Raw genomic sequence first — 24802 nt, 5'->3', positions numbered from 1 at the left:
AATTTAACTTAAGGCTTTTATGAAGGTTTAGTTCTATAAACCGATAAATTCCCAAAGGGTGCTCATACGTAGTTTTTTAACTAAAACGCGAGAATGACATGAATAACAACTCTTTCGAATTTGACATAGAGTGTCTCCCAACCACTTTCGACTTTGTAATCGAAAAACTCTATGAAGCAGCGATGTTGCATCCTTTAACCTATGTTGATGGAGAAATGGATTACCCAATACGTAAGGGCGAACGTAAAGAACAAGTTTTGTATTATCTGCAAAAAACAATTCATGTGGATAGACACAAAGAGCTAGCAATAAAATTTGCGAAGATACTATTAGAAGACCATAACATTCCCTTTTAACGTGCCTAGTTAACCTTGAGTACATAACACGAGGTTAATATGAGCAATAAAACTGATAAAAAGAATCTATTCACGAGGGTATATAAGCGAGCCAGTAAATCTCCGTTTGATGACCATGGAACTATACTTTGGCTTGCCTGTATTACAAACGATAATGAAGAAGGTCTAAATTTAACTTATGAGCGCTATATTTATCTTCATCGAGAGGTAAACGGTACTATTTGCGGCATTAGTGTGAGTAAACAGATTCTTGCTGAAAACCCTGAATTTGAGGACATGCGTTATTTGGAAGGTATCCCTATGTACGCATTTCTTCTACTTCACGTTGAAGAAATATGTGCCTTTTGTGAAGTATTCAGAGATGAATTTATAGATGTCTTTTTAATACCACCATTAGATTATTTTGCCGCAGCCGAAAAATATTGGCTCGATATAATATCAGATGACTGATGGTAATTTATTGGCGGGCCACTAGGCTCGCTTTTTTCCGTGTCCCAAACCTATTTAATCATGCATTAAATTTCTGGAGGAAAATGCATGAAGACAAACAAAAACAACTTTATAGAGATCATTGCTAAAGTGCTGTCGGATCTATTACATACATTAACGTATGTGTTACTGGCTTTGCATTCTATGAATATTGTATTTGAGATAGAAATTAACCCTAACTTTCCGATTAAAGAAGATGGATTGTTATTGGGAGCGATAGTGGCTGCGGTGTTGTATATGCTGCTGAAGCTATGGCTTTTACGGAAAAGTTAGTCCGCTTATTAAGCGCTCGAGAGAGCGCTTTTTTAAGATTTAACTCTATAAAGAGCTGAGCTTTAAAACCAAAGACCAAGAGCGGTTCTTAAGGCTCTTATACTCAATAACTTAGCTGTGTTACTGCCGTCGAACAACTAGCGTGTAAACTGCGGAAATACACGTATTCCGCAAGTTAGTTCTGTGTGGAAATGAAGGCTCCAATTAGCCAAGCGGACATCAGCAGTGGTACTGTCCAGTTAAAGGGGGAGTGGACACTACGTTGTTCGCTTTCCATCAAAACAATTTAACTGATATCTCAAGTGTGCTAGTTTTTTAATCATGTATAAAAAACTCCAAAAGATGCAGGGTGAGCAGTATGTGAGACTATGGAGTTAGAACATTCTCAGTAAATACGCTAGTTTAAAGGATTAAATTTATGAAAAAGTCTCTTATTCTCTCAGGGGTGCTCGGAATATTACTGACCGCTTGCAGCAGTACCGACAACGCAGACTCTCAGTCTGTGACAAATGCACCACCAGCTATGCCAGAGTCTTATCAAACTATGGTGGACTTTGGCATCATCTCAAAAAGCGACGCAATGCAGGTCGTCAACGGCCAGCGAAAAGCGTTATCCGACAACTTCTATCGTTTTAAGGAGTCTGCGTTAGGACAAGTCACAGACGGCGGGGATATGTTTTTGGGGTTTGCTATAGCCCAGCTTTTTGGTGGCGGCGTAGCATTGACAGACTTTTTTAATCCACTTGCACTATTTCGAGGAAATAGATATGAAAATCACCTGAAAAAAACTTTTTTCTGGGTAGAAGTGGAAGAAGACTGTGATCGTGAATGTGGGTATCAAAAAATTTACGACATTGTTTCTTTAGCAGCAAAAGAGCAAACCAAGAATTTAGTTCTTTTGTCTGAAAAAGGCGTCGTGGAACATGATTGGAGAATGAACGAGGAACTTGAATCACCTATAAGAGAGTTTGAGGCATATGGGACAAAAAAATCATTTTTTGGAGAAACCCTCTCTAAAAGTTATGCCAATGACCTTCTTATAATGCCGGAAGGATACGAGCCATTCTCAGTTGAGCGTTCTTTTTTCTCACTGTGGGATGCAGATTTTACCTATGTGAATGGAAAGCGATACTTCGGCTCTAAAGTCACTACAAAAGAATTTTTCACTGCAACCCTCAATAGAATGGGAAACTATTACCGTTGGGATTACGATAACAGTCAAACATTGGGTTTTGCTAAAGCCAGTGAAACTTATCCTAACTTCGTTTTGATAGAAACTCAGGTCTGTTATTCGCAGAAAGATATTAGTTATAGAAATACTAATGAAAGCGTAAATGCTTGTCAGGGTGACCTAGTTATAGCTGATGGTAAAGTCACATACATGCATTTATTAGCGCGCAGTAGTGCAAGGAATTTACAAAAGTCAAATATGATCAATGCAAAAATCCACGATGCAAGAACAGAAATCTTCACCGAGCAAGAGTGGAAAGCACTGTTTGAAAAAAATGACGGCGAGGAAACTGTTTCAAATCGCCTGTGAGTAAGGTGATGGTGGAGGCGGCTGACAGAAAGTTGGGTTATTTTGTTTTAAGTTTTTGCACCCACTACTCTGACTACACCCTATTTTCTGTGTTTTCCGAGTAAGAGGGACTGATTGGTAGCCCTGCTGTTTGTAACTATATTAATGGTTTTTCGATTTCTAGCGATGATTTTGTGCGTTTCGCTGTTCGCGGAATAACACAATAGAAAATAACCTTTATGGTCATCAATGACATAATTTTACCAACTAGCATTATCTCAAAAGTCAATCTAAACAATGTGCGACTAGCGAAAAATTAAAAAAAAGCACCCCACAGCGGGGTGCTCAATATTATTCGCTTTCTAATTTTCGCAATGCATACCAAGATACCAGCGCCAATAGTAGCGCTATGCCAATGCATGCAAACGACACTAGAATCAGTCTGTTTGAGAGCGATTGATACTCAATGTAGTCTATATGTCCGAGCATTAAAAAAACGGTATTTAAAAGTGTATTTATAGCCGCAATAGTAATCAGAGCGTTGCTTAACGACATCCATTTACCGCTGATTTTAATACATGCATTGAAAACGCTTTCGTAGTTTATCCTCATTTGTAGCTTCTCCTCATCAGTTATTGTCCTACAACTAATTAGGATCCACGCAAGGAAAATCCGCTGTTATTGATGAAGAGTTAAAATTTCCTGCATTCGAGACTATATAAGGATGTGTGCGGAACCACAGTTTTTATCAATATATTTTTAATATATGAGAACCATATTGAAAGCTCAGTAAACCTCACTGTACTTTCCCGCTGGTTCGCTGCTTGCTAGAGGTGCTGGCAGTAGATAGAACGCTTCAGTCACCGAGACTGCTGTAGACTGTCGAAGCTATCAGAGGACAAAAAAAGGGAGCCGGAAGGCTCCCATAAGGCCAGAATTTTTAAGTCGTCACTCTACCAAACCCATTATCTTGCCGGCTTCTACAAAGCCATCTCTTCTGATTTCGACAACTCTGTCGCCTGATGTTTGTGCCAACTTCTCAATTTCTTTTAGTTGAAGTAGGTACACGTCTTTTCGTGCGAATTCTAGTTTGTTATCGTTAAGCTGTCTTTTGCTATTAAACATTAACTCATAAATACTATTACAGAAATTATGTTTGAATTTTATGCGATTCGTGAGCAGTTCTTGCTGCTTAGGTGTGAATGATGACCGCTGTGAAGCAAACAATTTAGTATGTGCCTTCTCAATTTGTGTGAGAAACCGTTGTCGATGACTATACATATAGACAAATTCATAAAGCCCGTTATTACTCTCAAATTCTTGTAAATATTTGCTGAGAATTTTGCGACGAATATCACCATTTCCTTTATTTTTTGAGTTAGAAGCTTCCATCTCGACTGCTATAGATTGGTTGCTCACAGCATCTATAACGATTGCATCAATCAATCGGGGATCGTTTCCGCGTTGTTCTAACTGAATTGAAATATCTCGTTCTGTAGCAAAACCGCTAATTTTTTGCGTTTTAGCGAGTTCTAGCACTACAAGTTGGACTGACAAATCGTGAATAAGATTTCTTTCATTTACTCGACTTATATCGGAGCGAAGATACAATTCACGATTTAGTAAGAATTCTGCTTCTCTGATTCCATGGGCCGTTAGAACAATAAAGCCCCTATCAGTATTAGAAAAAGTATGATGAACCGACACTAGACCTTTCTTTTTCAGACGGTTTACGAGTTTGTTAACGCTTTCGCGGCTCGTGCTGAGATGCCTTTGAAGTATTGTCTTGGTCGAAACACCGAAACCTCCGATTATAGCTATGACCGCATTTTCCCGTAGCAATCCAAGTGTCCCTGGATCGTTTGGATTTGTGATACATATGTGATTCATAGATGTATCGACAGCTCGTTCTATATAATTCATAATTTTCTCCGTATTTAAATTCAAAATTAAATAGAAGCGTAGTGAGAGAAATAAGCAGGGGAGGGCACAATGCTTTGCATTATGACGAGGCTTCGCCACGCTAGGCATACTGCCTAGCTATTGCATTTTTCTAACGAAAAATGCAAACAACTTTGTTGTAGCAAAGCTTCTGCAAGTCAGAGCGTGCGCGACTTGTCGCTGCTCTGACACTCTTCGCTGCGCGATTTCGACAGAAGCGTTGCAGAGAGTCAGCTACCGCTGATTAAACACCATTTTCCCTTTTTCTGACTCAGGTAAAGCTGCGCTTTGAATACCCCTTCGCACAATTCACGACTAGTCGTGAAGGTTGCAATTTATTGCTGCGCAATAATCTGCAAGTTTGCTGAAGCAAACGAAAATGGTGTTTAATCTGCGATGCTGACTCTCTGCTTCGTTAATTACTATGTTTCACATAGCATTTAACTACGCGCCGGTTGTTGAGCGTTGCTCAAGCTGTTTTTCAAACTCTTTTAGAGTTCGTTTTTAGTGCTTCGTTGAAGTAAAGCGATATATTTACCTAGCCATTCTAATCAGTTAATTTAAACTGCTATTGGACTTAAGTATAATAAACAAGTGAAACATACAATTAACCCCTCTGGCAGAAGGGGAGAATTACAATGTGGAGGGAACCCAAAGATGAAAGATGTAAATATCGAGAGAAATGTTGTCGAAGAGCCTTGTGTCGGGCATATAGATCTAACGATTGATATTATCTCCACTTTTTCATTGGCAGCTCAGCAAAATTCTTACCCTATTTTATAATCTATCCGCGTAAGCTATCCAAAACACGATGAAAAACCGCTGCTGCCTTTAAGCTCGTTGACAGTAAAACTGACTGCAATTGAAGGATGGCTCGGTGAAGAGGTTTGGTATATTGATCGGCTTGAGCCAGGGCAATCGATTAATATCAAGCTGAAAGAACTTCGCTTTCCTTTCGAAAAGCTTTTCGGCATAACTGAACAGATCACTCATGTTCTTTCATTTTCTCTTCTTGATGATGAACAAAATGTACTCGCAGAGCAACATCCTAAACTTGAAATATTGCCAGCAAATTTCTGGGGTGGGGAGGAAAGACAACCTGCGTTATTAGCAGCATTTGTTAAGCCAAACGGCATTTATGTTGAGTCTCTCGTTAGACAATGTGCATTAGCGTTAGAAAAGGGTGGTTATGGCCGAACTGTAGATGGCTATCAATCTAACACAAGAGAAAAGCCTTACTTGATGCTTGCTGCGTTGTGGAATGTTGTTTTCAAAGAGAAGTTGGCATATGTAAGTCCTCCGCAAGGCTTTGCTAAAACTGGACAAAGGATTCGTTTGGCTTCCGACATAAGCAACTCTCGAATGGTTGCCTGCCTCGATTCCTCCTTATTGTTTGCCAGCTGCATTGAAGCGATGGGATTGAATCCTGTTGTTGCCGTAACAAAAGGGCACGCGTTTGTTGGAGCCTGGTTAATCGATGAGAAATTGCCGATTCTCACAAACGATGATCCGCAGGATATAAGGAAGCGAGTTGATAATAGAGATTTGGTTTTATTTGAAACAACATTAGTGACTAATGACTCCCCAGTTACATTTGAACAGGCGAAAGACCATGCACGAGAACTACTTTCAGAAGAGAACGAGTCAGAGTTTGTCATGGTTATCGATATTGCGCAGGCCAGGGCACAATCTATAAAGCCTTTATCAACAGTTGAAGAAGCCAAGGAAGAAAGAACATCAGAGGGAAGCTCTGAGGAGCTTGCTTTGCCTGTCATTCCACCATTGCCTCCCGTCAGAAAAGACGAGCAAGTGGTTGAGGAAACACCTGAGACAAGAATTGATTCATGGTCTAGAAAACTATTAGATCTGACAAAGAAAAATAGCCTCTTGAACTTCAGCGATAGAGCTGTCGCTATCAAACTTTACTGTCCTAACATTGCAGTGATGGAAGACATGCTGGCAGATGGTACAAAGTTCAAATTTCTTTCAGCCCAAGAGAGTCCTCATTTTGACCCAAGTCGCGACAGTGAGATGTTTAGGCTTCAGACAGGATCTGATGTGCATCGTGAGTATGCACTCAATCAAATTCAAAATAAGGTTTTAATTGCTAACCAGCCAGCCAAAAAGCTTGAAAAAAATTCCGTAGAATTGTTTAGACGTGCGAAGAACGACCTTGAAGAAGGTGGTTCAAACACCCTATTTTTAGCGCTAGGGTTTCTGAAATGGAAAGAGAACCCAGAAGATTCGAGAAGCTACAAAGCGCCGCTGTTGCTAATCCCCGTAAAGTTAACTCGTCGAAGTGCGCGTGCACCTGTCTATGTAGAACAATTGCAGGAAGAAGATCCTATCTTCAACCTCACGCTCATTGAGTTTCTCCAATCAGAACACGACATCAATCTGAGCGAGTTTAAGGATGAGTTGCCTGAAGATGACAGTGGAGTAGACGTCCCTTTCGTTTGGCAAAGGGTTAGGGAAGCAGTTAAGGAGCAGCCAGGTTTTGAATTGGTCGAAGAATTGGTTCTAGGCTCTTTCTCATTTGCGAAATACCTGATGTGGCGAGACTTGCGTGATCGACTCGATGATCTGAAAGAAAATCCGTTTGTTCAACATTTGGTAGATAACCCACGAGAGCCTTATCCTCAAGAGAGCAGTTTCGTAAATAGAGAAGAAATAGACGACAAATTAGATCCGGCTCAGATATACACGCCGCTCAATTGTGACAGCTCACAGCTTGTGGCAGTTGATGCCTCTGCAAAAGCGCAAGACTTCGTTCTCGAAGGGCCTCCAGGTACAGGGAAATCTGAAACTATCGCCAATATAATAGCTCACAATATTGGTAAGGGGCGAAAGGTACTTTTTGTTGCTGAAAAGATGGCTGCTTTAAACGTAGTTTACCGTCGTCTTCAAAAAGTAGGGTTAGATCATCTATGTTTAGAGTTACACAGTAACAAAGCAAACAAGAGAGCAGTATTAGACCAGTTAAACAACGCTTGGCAAAAACGTGAAGGATTGAATCCACGCACTTGGGAAGCGACTGTTGCTGACCTAAAGCAAAAGAAAGATAAATTAAATAACTATGTAAGGGCATTACACCGAAAAAGTGAGTTCGGTGTATCACCACGTGATGCAATATCTTCAATCGCGCTAAACCTTGATTCATTAAAAATAAAGCTCGACTGGCCCCTAGATTTAGCTGGCGCACCTATCAAGTCAGAAAGTGAACTGGATACGACACAAGAGTTAGTAGAACAGTTAGCTCTGGCTTTTTCCGATGTATGTGACCTTGATGTAGATGCATTCAGGTTTGTCACCGCTACCGAGTGGTCTAACGTTTGGCAATCGAAACTTCTCATGTCAGTTGATGATTGGCAGCAAAAATTTAAGGCTACAGAAAAGAGCTTAGCCGCACTGTTACCTCTTTTTTCACTTGAGAGTATAGATCAAACTATTGTAAATCTTATTGCGCTTAAAAATGTTGATTACTTGGCAGAGTTGGCAACTAAGCAAGACATTGCATTTGCCGTCGATATAGGAGCCAAAGAGCGTGTTGAGCTAATTTATGAGCTGGCAAGGTTAAAGGAAGAGTTCGATAACTCGCTCGATAGAATATCCCACGGTGTTAACAGTGAAAATGTATCTGAAGTGCCTGTCCAACAGTGGAAGCAGTTTGCACAAGAAGCTGAATCGGGTTGGTTGAAGTCTTTTTTCAATAAGCGAAAGATCAACAAAGAAGCAGCTTCTCTGGGCATCACTAAAATAACTGACTTGTCTATCATTGATAAGATTGACCTTTGTCAGAAGCAGAAATCAGATATTGAAAGCAGGCTTGCGCAACTTGAAAAATATTCTATCTGGGAAGGCTGGACAACTACCTCTGAATCTCTTTTGGAAAAAGCGGAAGTGGGTAGTGAAGTTAGGAAAAGAATTTCAGAACTAGTGACTCTCACTGATGATCCAACTGAGGTATTAATCCCAGTTAAGAAATGGTTTGTGGATGGAAGAGAGTTTCTAGAAGAATCAAAAGTATTTGCCTCTGCTAATGCTTATGCAAATGCCATTGATGCTTTCCTAGGTACGAACGCCGCCCTTAGTGAAATAGGAGTGTCAGTAAGCGGCGATGAATCGCTAAAGGTTGTTTCACAGAGCTTGGGAGATATAAACGCAAACGCGAATAAGCTGAAAAATTGGTGTGAATGGCAATCAGCTAAAGCGCGAGCGGTATCGGTTAATCTTGAGGTTTTAAGTTCAGCGCTAGAGAGCGGCGCACTTAATCATGAGGAGTTGGGGCAGCAATTTAGAAGTGCTTTCTGCTATTGGCTTGCACCATTGTTAATTGACGCCGATCACGAACTTCGTCAATTCAAAGCATCTACCCATGAACAAACAATAGAGGCATTTAAGAAACTCGATGAGCGTGTGGCTCAGATTACCAGTGATTATGTTATTGCGCTGGCATCTGAGGGCAAGCCTGTTAAGGAATCAAAAGATAATCCAAAAGAGTTTGGAGTCCTGGCAAAAGAGCTTCAAAAGAAAACACGACACATCCCCATCAGAGCCTTGATTAATCAACTTGGTGATTCGTTACTAGATTTATGTCCATGTCTAATGATGTCTCCATTGTCTGTCGCGCAGTTTTTGCCTTCTGATTTTAAAGGCTTTGACTTGGTCGTCTTTGATGAAGCTTCACAAATGACGACATGGGATTCAGTTGGTGCTATTGCCAGAGGCAAGAATGTCATTATTGTTGGCGACCCTAAGCAAATGCCGCCCACTAATTTCTTTTCTGCGGGAGGGAATTCTGACGATCCTGATGAAGAAGATATGGAGTCAATTCTTGATCAAGCATTGGCAGCAAGGTTACCGCTCAAGCGTTTAATGGGTCATTATCGAAGCAAACACGAAACATTGATAGCCTTTTCAAATAGCAAATATTATGAAAATTCGCTGGTGACCTATCCATCATCAGAAACCAAAGAGTCGGCAGTATCTCTTCACCGTGTTAACGGTATTTATGCGAAGGGTAAAGGAAGAAACAACACCGTCGAAGCTAGAGCCGTAGTTGATGAAATTGTTCGCAGACTGTTAGATAAGCATGAGCGTAACAAGTCTATAGGTGTGGTAACACTGAATACTGATCAGCAACGGACCATAGAGGATTTGCTGGACGATGCTAGACGGCAGCATCCTTCTATAGAGAAATATTTTCAGGACAGTCAAAACAGAGATCCTGTATTTGTAAAAAATCTGGAGTCAGTTCAGGGCGATGAGAGAGACGTGATTATGCTCAGCCTTGCATACGGGCCAACTGAACCTGTAGCGAAAACGATGAGCATGAATTTCGGGCCGCTTAACAAGAGCGGTGGTGAACGTCGATTAAATGTTGCAATTACGCGAGCAACAACCGAGGTAGTCGTATTCTCAAGTTTTGACTCTTCGATGATAGATTTAAGTCGCACTAATTCTGTTGCTGTCGAGCACTTAAAACACTTCTTAGAGTTTGCTGAGAAAGGCCCAATCGCGCTTGCTGAAATAGCCTCTGCTGACCACGGCGTCGATCAATTCGATAGTGACTTTGAAGAGGCGGTTGCTCAGGCTCTACGTGTGAAAGGTTGGAAAATACAGACCCAGGTAGGAGTAAGTAAGTTCAGGGTTGATTTGGGAGTTCTGCATCCTGACAAGCCAGGAAAATATATCGCTGGCGTAGAGTGTGACGGCGCTACCTATCATGGCTCACCAGCAGCTAGAGATAGAGACAGAGTGAGGCAAATTATATTAGAAAACTTAGGTTGGAATATCGTAAGGCTGTGGTCTACTGACTACTTTGTCGATCCTGAATCAGCGGTAGAAAAAGTTGATGCTAAATTGCAGGAAATTCTTGAAAAGGAAAGAGAGCGAGACACACTGCAAGAAGCAGAAGCAGAAGCAGAAGCAGAAGCAGAAGCAGAAGCAGAAGCAGAAGCAGAAGCAGAAGCAGAAGCAGAAGCAGAAGCAGAAGCAGAAGCAGAAGTGCGTGTGCTGGCTCAAAATGCAAGTGGCGAAGTTGCACACGAAAGGGATATTAATGAAGATGAGATCGAAGCCTCACAGAATATGACCTTAAATGCTGCTGACTATTTCAAACCGCAGTACAAAAAGCGTCTTACCTCCTTAGTGAAGGAGGTTTTGACGGAGCGTCCTGGAATAACACTTCACTCACTATCTCTTGAAATAGCAAACCTTCATGGCCTCACGAGAACAAGTAAGAAGCAAATAGATTATATTCGAGAAATCGTAGAGGCGTTTGCGGGCATTAACGAGAACGAAGGATATTCGCCTACTGTATGGTTGTCACCTGAAGACCGAGTTGATCTTATTGAATGGCGAGGCGTGGATGCCTTTGGCTTTGAGAGGAAATGGAATGAGCTGGCATACGAAGAGGCACTCGGCTTAGCTAAATTCGCAGTGGCGAGGAGTTCAGATTCTCCTGTTGATGTAATGTGTGATGAATTGAAGTTGAAGAGACGTTACGAAACAACGCTTTCACAATTTAATAGGTGGATAGTCGAGTTGAAAGAGCAAAGTGAGTAGAAGCTCAAAAAATAGCTAAGTTTTGAAGGAATAATAAAAATAAACTCGAACATAGAATAGTAAATAGGGAACGATATGAGTTCTAATAAAAGAGGTGAGTTATTGCATTTCTCTTTCAGTCTAAATGGTTACGAGCTGGCGAGCTGGCTATTAAGATAGTTGGAAAGCAGCTTTTTATTTTTACATCGTTTGATTTAAACAAGTATACCAGCCAACGTGTATCATTTTCTGCTGCTCAGGCGTCTGAGCTTATATGGCTGGAGTGTACGTTAAGCGGACATTTCAAACTTATTTCCCATGAAAACACAGAATATGGTTTTTCTAGGGAAGCGGGTGTTACTATGAAATCTCAGTATTAAGCTGTTAGGCCGCGTTCGTAGCACAAGGATGTAATAACATGGCAAATATTTCTGAAACTAATATATATATAGGCGGGCAAACATTGCCACGCAGCGACTTTGAAAACTATTCAACAACATTGTTTGATGAATGGTATGAGTTTGTCGCTACCGCTACAAACCTTGCTGATTTTTCGCTTTCTTTAGATGTTGAAGAAGGCTCAATAAAAGCGTCGGGTAAAATTGTTGCGACGTTAGGAGTCTTATATTTTGGTATTGGGCAATACGGCTCTTTTATAAGCGGTTTGCAAACTATTCATAGTCAAGTCGTGGCTGCTGGAAACTTTCTAGGTAATAGAGCCAAACTCCCATTTTCCACTCCCAAGTCTCAGTTTAAAATCCGTAATAATGGGCAAGCTCTATCCCAACTAAGATACCTGTTTAGAAAAGTCGAGCAGGGTAAAATGTCAGCGGAAGAAGCGATGATTCAATCGAAAATAATTTTCGGTAATGAACTAGACGAAGCTCCAGAATTTAAAAAAGCATTGCAAAAGTCACTCAAAGAAACGAAGTTGCAGCCAGAGCAAGAATCCTTTGAATTTGAAGATGCTGATGGGGAGTTGTTGGAAATTCCTGTAAAAGTAAAAAGGGAAAAAGGTAAGCCCGCGCCTCACCAGCCTTTACCCCCACCAGACCAATATAGAGTTGAAATTTGGCGAGAAAGCAGGAAAAGTAAAAGAAATTATAGGGTCGTAGATATTAAGTCGTAAGCGGCCTTACAAACCAAGGTAGCGGGGCACTAACACGAAGGCTCCCGTCACTTCCGTATTATAGTCCACGTGATATTGCCCTTGCTTGGGGCGTCGTGTTTTTCTGGAGACAATATGAGCAGGCTTGCGATAAATCTGTTAATTGATTCAGGGTTGCTCACAGCATCTGGTGACCCAGTAGAGCTTTCTAATCTGCCAGATGATGAGGTCTCTGCTCGAATTTCTCAATATATGAACGGTAGAGTTCAAACCGTGAATTATGAGTTAGAGTCATCTAGGGCTTCCAATAGTCTCAGAGCACTTTTTGGTTCTGAGTCAACGGAAGCAACAGCGGGAAAAATTCTACCATCAGCTCTGGTTTATCAATCGATAATAATTGACGATCCGTTGATCTCTTCAAGCTCGACTATCAGCTTATCCACTATAAAAGAAGGTGTGAGACTATTTTCTAGGTATTTTCATCTTATTCAATCGGATCTCATTAAGGTAATACCGCTTTCTTTGCTCAATAGACCCAGCGATGACATTCCGCTTCTACATTCAGACGACGCGTTTAGATCAAGTATTCCAGATGAATTGCATGACTTCATACATAGCCGCGCCCACCTCAAGTCGGTAGTGCGAGATGACAATGGCAGAATGCTAATCTTGAATGAGAATGCATCGGAAAAGCGCAGGCCAGCGTTAAATGTTGGCTTCAGCGGGGACTTCTGGAAAAAAGGCGTCCAGCTCTATCTATTTCAAACAATCAAAGAAGTTACAGAGAAAGATGGAGAAATAAGGTTTAAGCAGGTATGGGAACCAGAAAAATTCTTGGACAAAAAAGAATTCGATCGATGGGCCTATCAATCAATTAACCAAGCGATGAGAGTTAGGCTAAAGAACATATATAACGAAACCAAGCTTGCTGGACAGTTAGGCCACACTTATGTCACAGAATCTGAATTCGAATCTGAGTTACTAAGTCTATCCGGTACGGAAAATGTTTCCCAGTCAAATAGGCCCTGTAAATTTTTTAACGCGAACAAAGCGTTGATTAATATAGACAGTCCTGAAATGATCATTGAATTACGCGAAAAATATCCTGCAGCATTCGAAAGATTCAACTCATCTGTTCTGTTTGCGGTAGAGCACCTGAAAGATGTTGACATAGAAAACTTTGAAGCCAAGGCTCAACTATACTTTAATAATGAAATCCTGCCACAGATCGATGAATTGAGACGTAACGCTCGATCAATTACCCGATCTGCAACAAAAGGGGCACTTCTCTCATTAGGCGGAATAACAACTGCGATGCTCTCAGGTTCGGCTCTGCCGCTTATTCCATCTCTTATGGTTGCGGCAGCGGGAGGAGCGACTGAAACTTTGGACTCAGTTGGTCGTCATCAGGACTTCAAGAAAACTCCAGTCTATATATGGCATAGAGTAACAAAAACATAACGACGTTAGCACTTGGAACAATTTTACGCCGTGTTTCAAATTGTCCGGGGTTCCGGACGTTGAACGTCCGCTGTTTGTCTGAAGCCAAACAGTCAGTGCCGCTTGAACAAAGACAGCTCCGTCGTATTACTCCATTTGCATAGAGACTTTACCTTTCAGACGAAAACACAGAATATGGTTATTCACAGGAATCGGGTGGTATTACGAGGCCTCACTAATATGCTGTTTGCTTACAAGGAGTAAAAATGCAGTTAAGTTCAGATTTTTTTGGCGACTGGTTAAATATCCTTAAAGAGATTCTTCGGAATCACTGGGGGTATGATATTTCGGGCATTAAAGAAGAGGAGTTGCCATATCTGTACTTTAACGCTGAAAAACGTAGGCCCGATCAAAGAATAAGAAGCGTTGAAGTTTCTGATATTTTTACTTGCCCTGTAAACCTTCAGGCTGGCTGGGAACGCTTGAAAAGCGTAGTTGAATCTGGTGAAGATATCACTCCAAATTTGAGCAAGTTAGTTGGCAAACTAAATAATAAAGATTCGTTGTTAAATGACTGGGGGGTCCATCATTTTCATTTGGGCGAGTCGCTAGACGGAAATTTCATTGAGAGAACCGGACCTTTACTCTTCGCCCTTATTACGAAAAATAAATTCTATGCAATCAATGTATTTCGTCATGGTGCTTGGGCGGATCAGGATATAGTTGAGATAATTCATAGGAACTGGCCTGATGTTGTTAGTCACTATCAAATCAAGAATGTTATATCTGCTACTGAATTATCGGAAAATGAAAGACTAACTTTAAGATCAAAGAATCTGAATAACTTTTCTACAGTATCGGATGGGACGATATACGCACCTATTGGTGATGGCGTTGTAAGTTCCGGATATAACGCCCGATCAATTATCAATACAGACCGACAACGATCAATGTTAAGAAATTTAGAAGAGCATCTTCAATCGCAATTGGTTAATTTGAAAGATACTCTGTGTCAGCATGGTTATTTGGGAGAGGAATATATAAAGGCAACTCTCGAAATTACTGATAGTAAATATTTGGCGATTTTTCCAGATTACAATGTGGCAGTGACATTGATTGATAATGCACAAAAACTACCGTACTCGGAGACATGAGCTACTACGTTCGAAATTTCCGTAGGCAAGGCGTTACTCGTACGTTCATGGTCTTTTGATGCCCGGCAGTGCTTGCTATTAGGAAGCTGCGTACGTAAAGCGGACATTTCATATTCTTCCCATGAAAATACAAAATATGGTTTTTAAGGGAAAACGGGTGTTATTATGAAGTCTTAGTAATAGGCAGTTAGCCGTAATGGAGTTCATATTGAGCATGGATGTGTTATTTGATATTTTTTGCTTTGCCTTGGGTGCTCTTTCGATTTACCTGACCGCGTATTTAAAGATTAAGGGTAAAAACCGGGCGCTTATTGAAGATAATCGCCAGCTTGAAGAAGACAAACAGAAGATTGTTGCAAAGTATCGGGTCGAAACAGAAAAAATTAAAAAACAGCACTCTTTAGATATTGAAAAAAGAAAATATCAATATGAGGATAAAAGGCTCCAATTCTCAAAATACTTTTCTCTACTTGATGAGTTCCACGGAAAGTGTAATTCAATCTTTGTAGAGAAGTTTCAGCCAATCATGACTGAATTTTTAACTGCTTGTTTAGAAGATGATGAGACGGTCAAAAACAAGGCAATTGTTAAATATAATCAAGACGTTCAATCGCTTGTATTTGACTTGAATGAGGAACATCTTAAAGTTAAAACTGAACAAAATAGCATTCGGTTGATAGCTTCGAAGGAAGTTGACTCGTTAGTGGATAAGTTAGAAATAGCGGTAAAAAATGCAACCGATGCTTCTACCGAAATGCTTAGATTCATGTCAACGCAAGAGTTCTGGGCAGATCAAACTTTGATCACCCCATATCAGGAAAAAGCGACCATATTCGGGCAAGACGCACAAAACTGTCATAATGCTTTAAAAGAGCAGATGAAGCTAGAACTGAATGAGATATGAACGCTAACCAAACAACTGTTGTCACTCACTGCGTTCGCTGGGACACAAATACATGGGCACCCACGCTTCGCTCGTAATTTTAGCCCATATATTTGTGCCCCAAAGTTGGGGCGTTACATTTCTTGAGAGGGATTAGTGGTCAACTTGATGGATTTTCTAAAGCACGTTGATGCGTCGCATTTACACGACAAGATTGATAGATTTCGTGATTTAGACTTCAAACGAATGTCATATCAGGAAATTCAAAAAGCTATAGCTGATGTGATTACTTTTAGCACTCCGCATGGCAACATTTCAGTATTGATGCCGATGAATGCTAGTTATCCAGTTGGTACAAGGTTTTACCGAGTTCGAGCATTGCCTGAGAGTGATCGAAAAATTCCTTTCCAAACTATGTCTAGGGTGTCTGATTGTTGGGAGCCTCCTGAACATATCGTGAAAGCAGGAAGGCTAAATCGAGACAATGAAGCTTTGTTGTATACAGCGCCTTCACCTTTTGTTGCAGTAGAGGAATTGAAGATTCCAGATGGTGAGTTGTTTTCACTTATTGTTTACGAAGCGCTAGAGCAAATTAATGTAACCATGATTGGGGCACTGCCAACTACTGAAGGGCTAAATGCAGAGGAAGTGCTTAAATCTAAGATGATTCAAGATTTTTTGAAACATGAGTTCATTAGAGATGTTGGTGTGGGTACAGAGTACCTTTATAGAATCTCTGAATCGATAACTAAGGATTACTTTGATTTACCTCCTGATTTTCAAGATGCTTGGTGTTACCCGTCTGTTGCAAAGAAAGGCCATTTCAATGTGTGCTTCCGTAAAGATAAAAGATCCAAACTTAAGTTGATTGGTTCCCAAATTGCTAGTGTAGTTCGAGAAAAAGATGACTATCTGTTTCACGCAAAGCTGGTAACTAAGATCGGAGCAGATGGTGAAAGTCTTACTTACCATCAAATCGGTTCTGACGAGCAACGGGAGCTTTTCCCCGAAATTATGTTGGCAGAAATGTAACAAGCGCATGTTGTCGGATTGGTTTTCCGCAGCGCTACAAACCAACAAAAAATGCGGGCGCAGAAGGTCTGCAATTTGTCTAACTGAGACTGTCAACAATATCTGTGCGTCTAGAAAGTACGTGAAGCAGACGTTGAAGATTCGGAAAAAGGCCGAATTAATGGCCTATAGAAAGGAATATTTCATGTCGACAAACAGAGAGCAGGTATTCAGCTCGAATGGAACAATTTGTAGACATATTGAAAATCTATCAGAACAATGAGATTTGCTATCGCAAAATATATTAAGCCAACTCCGAAACCTAGTTGGAGGTCTTTAGCAGCAGCTAGTTTGTCGACGATGTAAGTGAGATTAAATAATTCAACCTAACTTGAAGAGTAAAAGATTTATGGCGAATACAAAATCGTTTGTGTTTAACGTGGCAAAAAGATGACTTAAATAAGTGGACTAGTAGCAGAAAAGATGCGGATGCTTGCAGCAATCCGAATCCTCTTACGGGCGGCTCTCCTAGATGTGGTGCTTGCAAATTTGTTGATTTCGACTGGGGGGAGAGCCGACTACCACGCTAGGTTTTGGTGGCGATAGCCCTGCCTTCTGCTAGCTAAGTAGAAATAAATATGGGTAAAGGGTAGTTTCCGTACTCATTACCCGATACTTTATCTAAGTCGCAAAATAAAAGGAATTAAACAAGTGATGATTAATATAAGACAATTAGTAACATGGTCTGTGTTGGTGTTTACACCATTGTTTTCTACCATGAGTTTCGGAAGCACAACCGATTCTCAAGAAATCGAAGTAATAGAGGTTACGGGAAAGCGACCGGTTTCCTTTTTTAAGAAGCTGGTCAACAGCGCTGAACTAAATTTTTACGAACTCTACAATGACATAACTACAAACCGAAAGTTTAAGGTTGAATGCAAGCAGGTGGCTCGCCATACGTTTTCAAGAATAAAGGAAAGAAAATGTATTCCGGCATTTGCTAGTATCGCGATGTTTGAACAAATGGACCTCATTAACTCTCTACGAGCACCGAGCGAATATCTCGGCCGTAACCCCTTATACCTACCGGTACCACGCTCTCGCCTTAAAGTTGCAACTGATGATTATAGTGAACAACAGCTTAACAACATCATTGAACATTTAAAAACTAATCCCAAATTACTTGAGAGATACAACAAACTGGTTGAAGCACGCAATCTTTACCAAGAGCGACTTGAGCTAGATGAGAAATAGCTGTTAACTAATTCAGTTTGCAGCTTCTTATGAGGTATCGCACATGGGGTTTTTCCTCACTCCGCGTCATTGGCATACAGCTGCTCGTGCGCCACCTGAAGTCTCTAGTGTGATGTTTAGAGATTTTCTTATATACGGACCGGTCAAGGTAGCATTGTCGATTGGGAATGGGGTAGAGAATCGATGTTCAAAAGCAGGGTTGGTGGTGACGGAGCAATGTTCCGCTCGTAATATAAGCGGCGTGTAAGAATTATATGTCAATCTAAACTCTAAAAATTTGCTTAACTAGGTTATAAGTATGTCTAACTATTCAATCTCAATTATCGTTTCATTGTTTTTTGTAAACGTGGTAGTTGCGGATACATCCACTGAAAATGAAATTGAAAGTATTGAAGTTATCGGAAAGAAGCCACTATTTCTATTGAAGAAAGATTTTATAAAAGCCGAAGATAACTTTTATGATGCGTACAATGCTCTCGTTAAAGACCGTGAAATGCAAATGGATTGTAAAATGCAGTCAATACATGACTTTACGCGAGTCAAAAAACGTATTTGTGTGCCAAATTTTTTTGAGACAATTAAAAGCGATGAGATGGACAAAGCCGTTGACCGAGTCGGGGGACGAACTTCAATTTCAAACATTATGAATGCTGTTCCAGATAATGCGAGTGCCAGGCGACGTGTAGGAGAAAAAAATAAAGACATGGCGAATTTAATGTCAGAACTAATCAAAAAAAATAAATCTCTTGCTGAAAAATATTTAGCATATTTGAGTGCTAAAAATAAATACGAGACTGCAAAAAAAACTGAAGACTGAATTGAGCAGGATATCTGTCGCGAATTCAAGTCCGAAGTGTGCATTATTCGATAAATTAAGCCCTCCGCGTAATGTTCTGTACAACTAAATCAGGACACATTTCTTAAGGAGTTTTCTCGTACTCTATTGGTGATAGATTATCGTTAGCGTTATGAAGCGTTTCTAAGTTGTAGTAGCGCATATACGCTGTCACATCATTTTCATATGCTCCCGTGTTGGATGAGAGGCTTTCAACAGCGAGTCATGCTTTAAGCTGCTTAAAAGCGATTCAACAGTAGCATTATCCCAAAGTCCAGTTCCCCCTGCACTGGGACAGGCATAATTGGAGTTTTCTGCAATCATTAATGCAGGGAACGACTATGAAAAAATCACGCTACACAGAATCTCAGAGCATCAGGGTGTTAAAAGAAGTTGATGCAGGTATGAAAGTTGAGGAAGTCTGCTGTCAACATGGCTTTTATACTGTTCAGGTAATTACACAAGACAGGTGGCGCGTCTGACTATTTTTCATATTAAATATTGGAACGATTTCCATGGCTCAGTTTTTGGCAATCCGCAGACGCTTTCAAAGTATTAGGGAAGGTAAGGCTCTGTAGTTCGAGAGGTTGATTGTCACTGGCACGGAATGGGGCAGAAACGTGTGACATCTGAATGACCGCTCATTGTCTATAGTTGCCATTCATTTATCAAAACGTCAACGGCAACAATACTCATTTCTTTCGTTTAAAAGTTTGCACATTAACAACGGCAATTATCACCCAACGTATTTTTTTAAAAAATGAGTGGGCTTATAGTATTTTTTGTTGAATGAGCCTCTTGTTTTGATTGACGGTTGCCAATACCGCAATACTGATTTTGCCGAGAGTTTTTTATGCATCTTTTTTTTGAAAGTAGGGCTGAATATGAAGCGCTGGGTGAAAAATTGGTTGGTGTTTTTTCTACGTATCGAGGGAGGAGCACTTGCAAGCGTTTAAATTGAAGCTTGGACTCAAAACATTAAGGAAGTCCAGAATCTCTGATAATTTCAGTTGGGTAACCACACTAACCAGTCCATGCACAGCTGGTATGAGGCTAAGCGTGCATAAGGCTGCATCCAAACTGCAATAACAAATATTGGCTTGATTGAGTATGAATCGGCAAACTTTTTCAAATCTGGAGGCGTTAAAAATGACTGAAAAGATATGTTTCTAAGCTAAATAGCAGTGTGAGTGCGTTAAACCTGTTGTGTATTCAAATCCAGTGTGCTGGCATTGTTTCAATGCTCGGCGCTCTACCTTGTTTGTATGAATAAATAACCAAAATAGACAAAAAAGCAGGGAACTAGCAAATTTTTGCTGCTGAACGTTGCAGTCAAAGAATTTGAAAAGTATCACAATTTCATTAAATTTTCTACTGTAGACAATCACTTAACGGAGAATTTAATGAAAAAGATAATGTCGTTGATAGAACTTATTGGCATACCGCACCTTACTCACCAGACTGACTTTACTCAATCAAAAACGATTGATTCGCCATCGGGTATGGAAGACAGCTCTTTGACTGTGGTCAATCCTTGCTCAGGTTTACCGTTTGTCGATAGTTGCTCTCATATTGACGTCGGAGGCAATCCACTTGGTGTCTGCGACAAACTAGGAACTGAAAGCGATTTAGCACCAATGGATGGCTTGCATCAAATGAGCAATTCAATTGATGAATCAGACACAGCTGATATGGATATTGGAACTTCGAGTATTTTAAGTGTTAACACTGATAGCTTTGATGACGCCACCACGACGAACTTTTTAGATGATGATTTAAGTGATACTTCCACGGACCATTCGTTTGATGATAGCTGGGGTGATTGGTGAGTGAGTTGGAAGCCCATCAAGTAATTTGCCTTGCCCTGGGCACCGTCAGCGGTATTTGTCTCGCTTCGTTTTTTTTGACGTTAAACCTAGGCTTTGTTTTCCTGAACCTTGTTTGTCTTCATAAAGTGTTATTCGGTATGAGAGCATATTATAAAGATGACTCAAGAGCTAAAAGTGGCCGTGAATTGTTACTCACTACACTCTGGAGATTTGATTAACGTCATAAAATTAGCACTTTAGAAAGCCTACTTGATTGGATATGAAACGATTATGTCCTTGCCATGGATGGCACCCTTCGGAATAAATACCCTTCTGATAAAGCAAAAAAAATAAATTTATTTTTTTGAGAATTTCTATTGTTAGTAATAACTGAATGAAAAATAAAGATAAATTTACCGTTTTCAAAAACATAGAAGTTTAGGGAGAAAATGGATTTTTCTTTACACTGTTCTCAACCTAGTATTCAGAGAGCAGTAATATGTATTCATTATTTATCGTTAAACCAGCTATGATTCACACCGTGTAGCGTCTCAGACTTTTCCAAAACTGACGTTTAGTGATGCTTCCCAATAGCCAACCTACAATAAATGGTCTACTCCCAAACGGCGAGTTAGACTTTGCGTGGCTGGGACAAAACTGTGATGTCTTACTTGATAAAGCAGTGCTTAAGCTTCTTATAGATTATTTTGGAGGCGTAAATTTAAGCAATCATGGAAAAGTAATTCGATTTGCAAAGAGGGTGAAAGGTAAGCCTATACGAATAAATTTAGGTGATGCGACATACAATGGGGCGGTATCTTCGGCAAAGAGATCAAAAGAACTCATAATCGCAAATGAGTGTGATCTCATTACTGAGAAAACAAGATGTGAGAAGCGTAGCTCAGTAAGAATAACGGTCAAAGATGTTTGCGCAGATTACCAGAGCAATGAGCTGGTAGGTTTAAAGCCTGCAACTATAAAAGGTTATAAAACGCTTCTAAATCGACTTGTGAAGCATTTTAATCATATACCACTGGAAAAACTTAATCATTATGGATGTTAGAGCAGATAATATCCAGAGCGAAGCTTATGAATATCACGCTGGTAAACCAAGGCGCAGTTGATTTCAAGAAGCTGAAGAAATACCTCTCTCGATTCGAGCAACAAGAAAAAACAGTTGACGATACAAAAACACTTTCAGTAGATGATCTACAGACTTTAGAGGCGCTGAGTCATGAAGAGTTGTTGCAACATAACTTACACATTATAAGAGATTCAGCATTATTAACTGCAAAGTCGGTTGCTACACGATCTGGTGAAGCTCGCGCTATTGCATTGGAAGATGTGTTAAGAGACGAAAATGGTGACTATAAGATTAACGTAGTCCGGTCTCTTGTTCTCGAACAATTCAAACAACCCAAAACATACAATAAATGTCTGAGTGTTGTAGACGTATTCGGTGTAGCTAAACTCTATTTAGAGCGCTTAATAGAGGATGCCCAGGGTTACAGTAGCAGACAACTCGAAGTATTAAACCAGAATAACGAAGTGGAGCTTCAGAGTGTCACGCCGCTCGTAATCAACCCAGCTACAGGAAATACTTACACCGAAAAAGAATACAGAAAAGAATTCTATCGATTGCAAGAATATGCAGGCATTCAAAAGCCAATACCTCCAAAGCAATTGCGACATACGGCAGTAAAAACGTTTCAGGATGCTGGGGTCGCTGTCGAAGATTTTTGTAAACAGCTCACTCACGCGAATCATTCAACAACAATAAAGTTTTATGCAGGTGCGGTTCAGCTTCGCAACTCGCCTGAAAAAACTAAAATGATTAATATCAAGTTAGATAATCTTTGGTCTACCGAAAATAAGCCACTAGAAAAAAATCGGTTAAAAAAGAAAGAGAAGTGTCGGCAGCCGACAGTACCAATGCGAATTAATTTAGATAATAAGCAAAAATTGAAAGCTTGGGAGTCCATACACTCTGTTGTTATTGAGCGTCAACCCAAACTAATTCACCTGCCAAATAGTCCATAATAGCCATCACTAATAAGGTTTTTACAGAATATTTCACTTGGTAATTTGGATGATAATTGTACTAATTTGTTAAGTGTAGTTTCGAATTTTGTAGAAAATTTAGAGTCTTAATTTTTTAACTTAAAAAGATTTTCAAACTGCTGACTATTTTTTATGATTTTGATTGATTCGACGTCAACGGTATATTGTAAATGCTACTTAAGTGATTTAGTCTTCACGACAAATTAATTTTTTACATGGATGTTGTATGTCGTTAAGACCATATTATTTAATTACTTTTTTGTTTTTTAGTGTTCACGCAGCTACTAGCGCGAGTATTATTTCGATTAATGGTTATTCGCTAGATACTGACAAAGGAATTATCTCTTCTAGTGATAACTTGGAGTGGTTGCAGTGGTCAAAAACTATTAACTTATCTCCAAACCAGGCTCTTTCGGGAATAGCTCAAAGTTACGATGGTGGCGGCTGGAAATTAGCAAATAATGAACAAGTCGCTGGTTTACTTAATACATTTAATTTTGGACTAGAGATTGATACTGATTACCGCACCTTTCAAGATAAAAAGGGACCGTATGTACGAGGTGACAATTTAAGTGAAGATCCATTTACACAATTTACGACATTATTCGGAAATACCTACACCTTATCTGCCAATACTACGGGTGTAGATCCTTTATCTTATTCCTACGCACAGTTTGGTGAAAATACCTCAACAGTACAGGCACCCAACAGAGTTCTGGTACAAGGAGACTTTTTTAGCACAACATTCAATCGTCCTTATGCGAGTGAAATATATGTTTCCCATTTAACTGGTAACATGAATGTACACACTAGAACCCTTGGTGTCGCTTTAGTTAGGGAGAAAGCTCAGAACTCAAATATCGTAAATGTATCAGAGCCTAGTATATTACTAATGTTTTTCTTTAGTTTACTTTGTTGCGCTTGGAAAGTAGTGAAGAAGAAGCCAAGCTTCAACCTACCTAAATGATGGGATCAATTTGGGATCAGAGAGAGCAAAAAACTATTAAATAATACCCATATTTATCATCACTTTATTTTTTAAAATCAATTGCTTACTTAAAGGGGGGAGGGTTCGAATCCCTCTCTCTCCGCCAAATAAACAAAAACGCCCCGTTTCTTTGAAAAGAACGGGGCGTTTTTGTGTCTGAACAACTTTGGTTTATAACAACTAAAAAAATAAAAATCCCTTCACAGAATTCAAACGTAAAATCTTAGTGTTATTAGTGTTATTAGTGTTATTAGTGTTATTAGTTTTATTGTTATCCGCATAAGGGTGTAGTGAAATGCCAGAGGGTCCAGAAATTCGTCTTGCTGCGGATAAAATTGCTAAGGTTATTGAAGGTCAGCAGATAGAAGAGATAGAGGTTGGCTTGCCTCACCTAACTCAAGGCGCTGCCAAGCTAAAAGGCCGACGGGTTGAGCAAGTAGAGACGAGAGGAAAGGCCATGCTTATTCATTTTGATAATCAGCTTTCGGTTTACTCTCATAATCAACTTTATGGCGTTTGGATGACCGCAAAAAGAGGCGAGTTACCCGCTACCAAGCGTTCCCTGCGATTAGCGCTTCACACCAAGGAAAAGAGCGCATTGCTTTATAGTGCGTCAGATATTGGTATTTATCAGCCTGAAGAGCTTCTCGTCCATCCATTTTTGACAAAGATTGGTCCAGACATACTTCAGAAGAATTTAAAGTGGCAAACCCTAAGTAAACGACTTCTTTCAGCACGCTTCTGCAATCGCAGTTTAAGCGCACTGTATCTCGACCAGCATTTTGTAGCGGGTATTGGTAACTATTTGCGAAGTGAAATACTGTTTGCCGCAGGCGTGCATCCTGACTACAAACCTAAGCAGTTAACCTCAGAGCAAATAGAGGCCCTTGCCAAACAAACGATAGCGGTAGGTAAGCGAGCGTATAAAACACGAGGGCATACAGTGCCAACGAGTACGGCCACTGCGCTTGCAAAAACCAAGGGAAGCTATGAAAGCGTTCGGTTTATGGTGTTCAATCGCGAGGAACTTCCTTGTAGAGAATGTGTTACACCAATAATTAAAAGGCAGCGGAATGGACGCCGGATATATTGGTGTGAAAGCTGTCAGCCATTCATCTAGTTGAATTACCTTATCC

The 24802-nt window shown here is 40.1% G+C and carries 20 protein-coding genes and 2 pseudogenes; 19 read left to right on the top strand and 3 right to left on the bottom strand.

What is annotated here, in order from left to right:
* The first annotated feature begins 98 nt into the window (after window positions 1-98).
* The 4 genes from AC27HD_RS04125 (at window position 99) to AC27HD_RS04110 (ending at window position 2658) form a co-directional block, all read left to right on the top strand.
* Window positions 99-356 carry a hypothetical protein gene (locus AC27HD_RS04125; RefSeq protein WP_487104014.1) on the top strand — a complete coding sequence of 86 codons (258 nt, stop codon included), beginning with the start codon at window positions 99-101 and terminating at the stop codon, window positions 354-356.
* Window positions 357-395: 39 nt separating this feature from the next.
* The gene (locus AC27HD_RS04120) at window positions 396-806 is read left to right on the top strand and encodes a hypothetical protein (RefSeq protein WP_163105725.1); all 411 of its coding nucleotides are present in this window, start codon (window positions 396-398) and stop codon (window positions 804-806) included.
* Window positions 807-893: 87 nt separating this feature from the next.
* Window positions 894-1118: a hypothetical protein gene (locus AC27HD_RS04115; protein WP_487104012.1), complete on the top strand. Its 225-nt coding sequence runs from the start codon at window positions 894-896 to the stop codon at window positions 1116-1118.
* Between the two features lie 418 nt (window positions 1119-1536).
* The gene (locus AC27HD_RS04110; protein ID WP_487104010.1) at window positions 1537-2658 is read left to right on the top strand and encodes a hypothetical protein; all 1122 of its coding nucleotides are present in this window, start codon (window positions 1537-1539) and stop codon (window positions 2656-2658) included.
* A 330-nt stretch (window positions 2659-2988) separates the two neighbouring features.
* On the opposite strand, the gene AC27HD_RS04105 is transcribed toward AC27HD_RS04110, so the two are convergent.
* Window positions 2989-3249, bottom strand: coding sequence for a hypothetical protein (locus tag AC27HD_RS04105; RefSeq protein WP_487104008.1), 261 nt, complete (start codon window positions 3247-3249; stop codon window positions 2989-2991).
* A gap of 336 nt (window positions 3250-3585) precedes the next feature.
* Window positions 3586-4560 (bottom strand): helix-turn-helix domain-containing protein, encoded by a 975-nt coding sequence (locus AC27HD_RS04100; RefSeq protein ID WP_487104006.1) that lies wholly within the window; start codon window positions 4558-4560, stop codon window positions 3586-3588.
* A gap of 675 nt (window positions 4561-5235) precedes the next feature.
* On the opposite strand from AC27HD_RS04100, the gene AC27HD_RS04095 reads away from it, so the two are divergent.
* The 9 genes from AC27HD_RS04095 to AC27HD_RS04055 all read left to right on the top strand — a co-directional run bounded on the left by AC27HD_RS04095 (window position 5236) and on the right by AC27HD_RS04055 (window position 18791).
* Window positions 5236-5361, top strand: coding sequence for a hypothetical protein (locus AC27HD_RS04095; RefSeq protein WP_487104004.1), 126 nt, complete (start codon window positions 5236-5238; stop codon window positions 5359-5361).
* A 57-nt stretch (window positions 5362-5418) separates the two neighbouring features.
* On the top strand, window positions 5419-11145 hold the full coding sequence (proA, locus tag AC27HD_RS04090; RefSeq protein ID WP_487104003.1) for an anti-phage protein ProA: 5727 nt from the start codon (window positions 5419-5421) through the stop codon (window positions 11143-11145).
* A 397-nt stretch (window positions 11146-11542) separates the two neighbouring features.
* Complete coding sequence (locus AC27HD_RS04085) at window positions 11543-12253, top strand: hypothetical protein (protein WP_487104001.1); 711 nt, start codon at window positions 11543-11545, stop codon at window positions 12251-12253.
* A 114-nt stretch (window positions 12254-12367) separates the two neighbouring features.
* On the top strand, window positions 12368-13693 hold the full coding sequence (locus AC27HD_RS04080) for a hypothetical protein (RefSeq protein WP_487103999.1): 1326 nt from the start codon (window positions 12368-12370) through the stop codon (window positions 13691-13693).
* Between the two features lie 245 nt (window positions 13694-13938).
* Window positions 13939-14826 carry a hypothetical protein gene (locus tag AC27HD_RS04075; RefSeq protein ID WP_487103997.1) on the top strand — a complete coding sequence of 296 codons (888 nt, stop codon included), beginning with the start codon at window positions 13939-13941 and terminating at the stop codon, window positions 14824-14826.
* 214 nt (window positions 14827-15040) lie between these two features.
* Entirely contained in the window at window positions 15041-15730 is a 690-nt protein-coding gene (locus AC27HD_RS04070) for a hypothetical protein (RefSeq protein WP_487103996.1), read from the top strand.
* Between the two features lie 147 nt (window positions 15731-15877).
* Window positions 15878-16741, top strand: coding sequence for a hypothetical protein (locus AC27HD_RS04065; RefSeq protein ID WP_487103995.1), 864 nt, complete (start codon window positions 15878-15880; stop codon window positions 16739-16741).
* A gap of 690 nt (window positions 16742-17431) precedes the next feature.
* On the top strand, window positions 17432-17974 hold the full coding sequence (locus AC27HD_RS04060; RefSeq protein ID WP_487103994.1) for a hypothetical protein: 543 nt from the start codon (window positions 17432-17434) through the stop codon (window positions 17972-17974).
* A 298-nt stretch (window positions 17975-18272) separates the two neighbouring features.
* Window positions 18273-18791 (top strand): hypothetical protein, encoded by a 519-nt coding sequence (locus AC27HD_RS04055; protein ID WP_487103993.1) that lies wholly within the window; start codon window positions 18273-18275, stop codon window positions 18789-18791.
* Between the two features lie 103 nt (window positions 18792-18894).
* On the opposite strand, the pseudogene AC27HD_RS04050 reads toward AC27HD_RS04055, so the two are convergent.
* Window positions 18895-19100 (bottom strand): annotated as a pseudogene (locus AC27HD_RS04050) (IS3 family transposase); the annotation flags it as partial.
* A gap of 50 nt (window positions 19101-19150) precedes the next feature.
* Here AC27HD_RS04050 and AC27HD_RS04045 point away from each other — a divergent pair.
* The 6 genes and pseudogenes from AC27HD_RS04045 to nei all read left to right on the top strand — a co-directional run.
* Window positions 19151-19246: pseudogene (locus AC27HD_RS04045) on the top strand (transposase); the annotation flags it as partial.
* Window positions 19247-20212: 966 nt separating this feature from the next.
* Entirely contained in the window at window positions 20213-20638 is a 426-nt protein-coding gene (locus AC27HD_RS04040; protein ID WP_287009062.1) for a hypothetical protein, read from the top strand.
* 556 nt (window positions 20639-21194) lie between these two features.
* Complete coding sequence (locus AC27HD_RS04035; protein ID WP_487103991.1) at window positions 21195-21680, top strand: hypothetical protein; 486 nt, start codon at window positions 21195-21197, stop codon at window positions 21678-21680.
* Window positions 21681-21706: 26 nt separating this feature from the next.
* A complete protein-coding gene (locus AC27HD_RS04030) occupies window positions 21707-22657 on the top strand; it encodes a tyrosine-type recombinase/integrase (RefSeq protein WP_487103989.1) in 951 nt (316 codons plus the stop codon).
* Window positions 22658-22904: 247 nt separating this feature from the next.
* Window positions 22905-23645, top strand: coding sequence for a hypothetical protein (locus AC27HD_RS04025; RefSeq protein ID WP_487103987.1), 741 nt, complete (start codon window positions 22905-22907; stop codon window positions 23643-23645).
* A gap of 316 nt (window positions 23646-23961) precedes the next feature.
* Window positions 23962-24786 carry an endonuclease VIII gene (gene nei, locus AC27HD_RS04020; RefSeq protein WP_487103985.1) on the top strand — a complete coding sequence of 275 codons (825 nt, stop codon included), beginning with the start codon at window positions 23962-23964 and terminating at the stop codon, window positions 24784-24786.
* Window positions 24787-24802: the final 16 nt, after the last annotated feature.

Source organism: Alteromonas sp. 4NS20-0143 (assembly GCF_057542855.1).
This window is presented reverse-complemented; position numbering and strand designations above follow the sequence as displayed.

What these genes read in the sequence shown, in the direction of transcription:
- AC27HD_RS04115 (WP_487104012.1), top strand. Translation starts at nt 894, where the DNA reads ATGAAGACAAACAAAAACAACTTTATAGAGATCATTGCTAAAGTGCTG.
- AC27HD_RS04125 (WP_487104014.1), top strand. Translation starts at nt 99, where the DNA reads ATGAATAACAACTCTTTCGAATTTGACATAGAGTGTCTCCCAACCACT.
- AC27HD_RS04025 (WP_487103987.1), top strand. Translation starts at nt 22,905, where the DNA reads ATGTCGTTAAGACCATATTATTTAATTACTTTTTTGTTTTTTAGTGTT.
- AC27HD_RS04120 (WP_163105725.1), top strand. Translation starts at nt 396, where the DNA reads ATGAGCAATAAAACTGATAAAAAGAATCTATTCACGAGGGTATATAAG.
- AC27HD_RS04080 (WP_487103999.1), top strand. Translation starts at nt 12,368, where the DNA reads ATGAGCAGGCTTGCGATAAATCTGTTAATTGATTCAGGGTTGCTCACA.
- AC27HD_RS04095 (WP_487104004.1), top strand. Translation starts at nt 5,236, where the DNA reads ATGAAAGATGTAAATATCGAGAGAAATGTTGTCGAAGAGCCTTGTGTC.
- AC27HD_RS04065 (WP_487103995.1), top strand. Translation starts at nt 15,878, where the DNA reads ATGGATTTTCTAAAGCACGTTGATGCGTCGCATTTACACGACAAGATT.
- nei (WP_487103985.1), top strand. Translation starts at nt 23,962, where the DNA reads ATGCCAGAGGGTCCAGAAATTCGTCTTGCTGCGGATAAAATTGCTAAG.
- AC27HD_RS04040 (WP_287009062.1), top strand. Translation starts at nt 20,213, where the DNA reads ATGAAAAAGATAATGTCGTTGATAGAACTTATTGGCATACCGCACCTT.
- AC27HD_RS04030 (WP_487103989.1), top strand. Translation starts at nt 21,707, where the DNA reads ATGAATATCACGCTGGTAAACCAAGGCGCAGTTGATTTCAAGAAGCTG.
- AC27HD_RS04075 (WP_487103997.1), top strand. Translation starts at nt 13,939, where the DNA reads ATGCAGTTAAGTTCAGATTTTTTTGGCGACTGGTTAAATATCCTTAAA.
- AC27HD_RS04110 (WP_487104010.1), top strand. Translation starts at nt 1,537, where the DNA reads ATGAAAAAGTCTCTTATTCTCTCAGGGGTGCTCGGAATATTACTGACC.
- AC27HD_RS04070 (WP_487103996.1), top strand. Translation starts at nt 15,041, where the DNA reads ATGGATGTGTTATTTGATATTTTTTGCTTTGCCTTGGGTGCTCTTTCG.
- AC27HD_RS04055 (WP_487103993.1), top strand. Translation starts at nt 18,273, where the DNA reads ATGTCTAACTATTCAATCTCAATTATCGTTTCATTGTTTTTTGTAAAC.
- AC27HD_RS04085 (WP_487104001.1), top strand. Translation starts at nt 11,543, where the DNA reads ATGGCAAATATTTCTGAAACTAATATATATATAGGCGGGCAAACATTG.
- AC27HD_RS04105 (WP_487104008.1), bottom strand. Translation starts at nt 3,249, where the DNA reads ATGAGGATAAACTACGAAAGCGTTTTCAATGCATGTATTAAAATCAGC.
- AC27HD_RS04100 (WP_487104006.1), bottom strand. Translation starts at nt 4,560, where the DNA reads ATGAATTATATAGAACGAGCTGTCGATACATCTATGAATCACATATGT.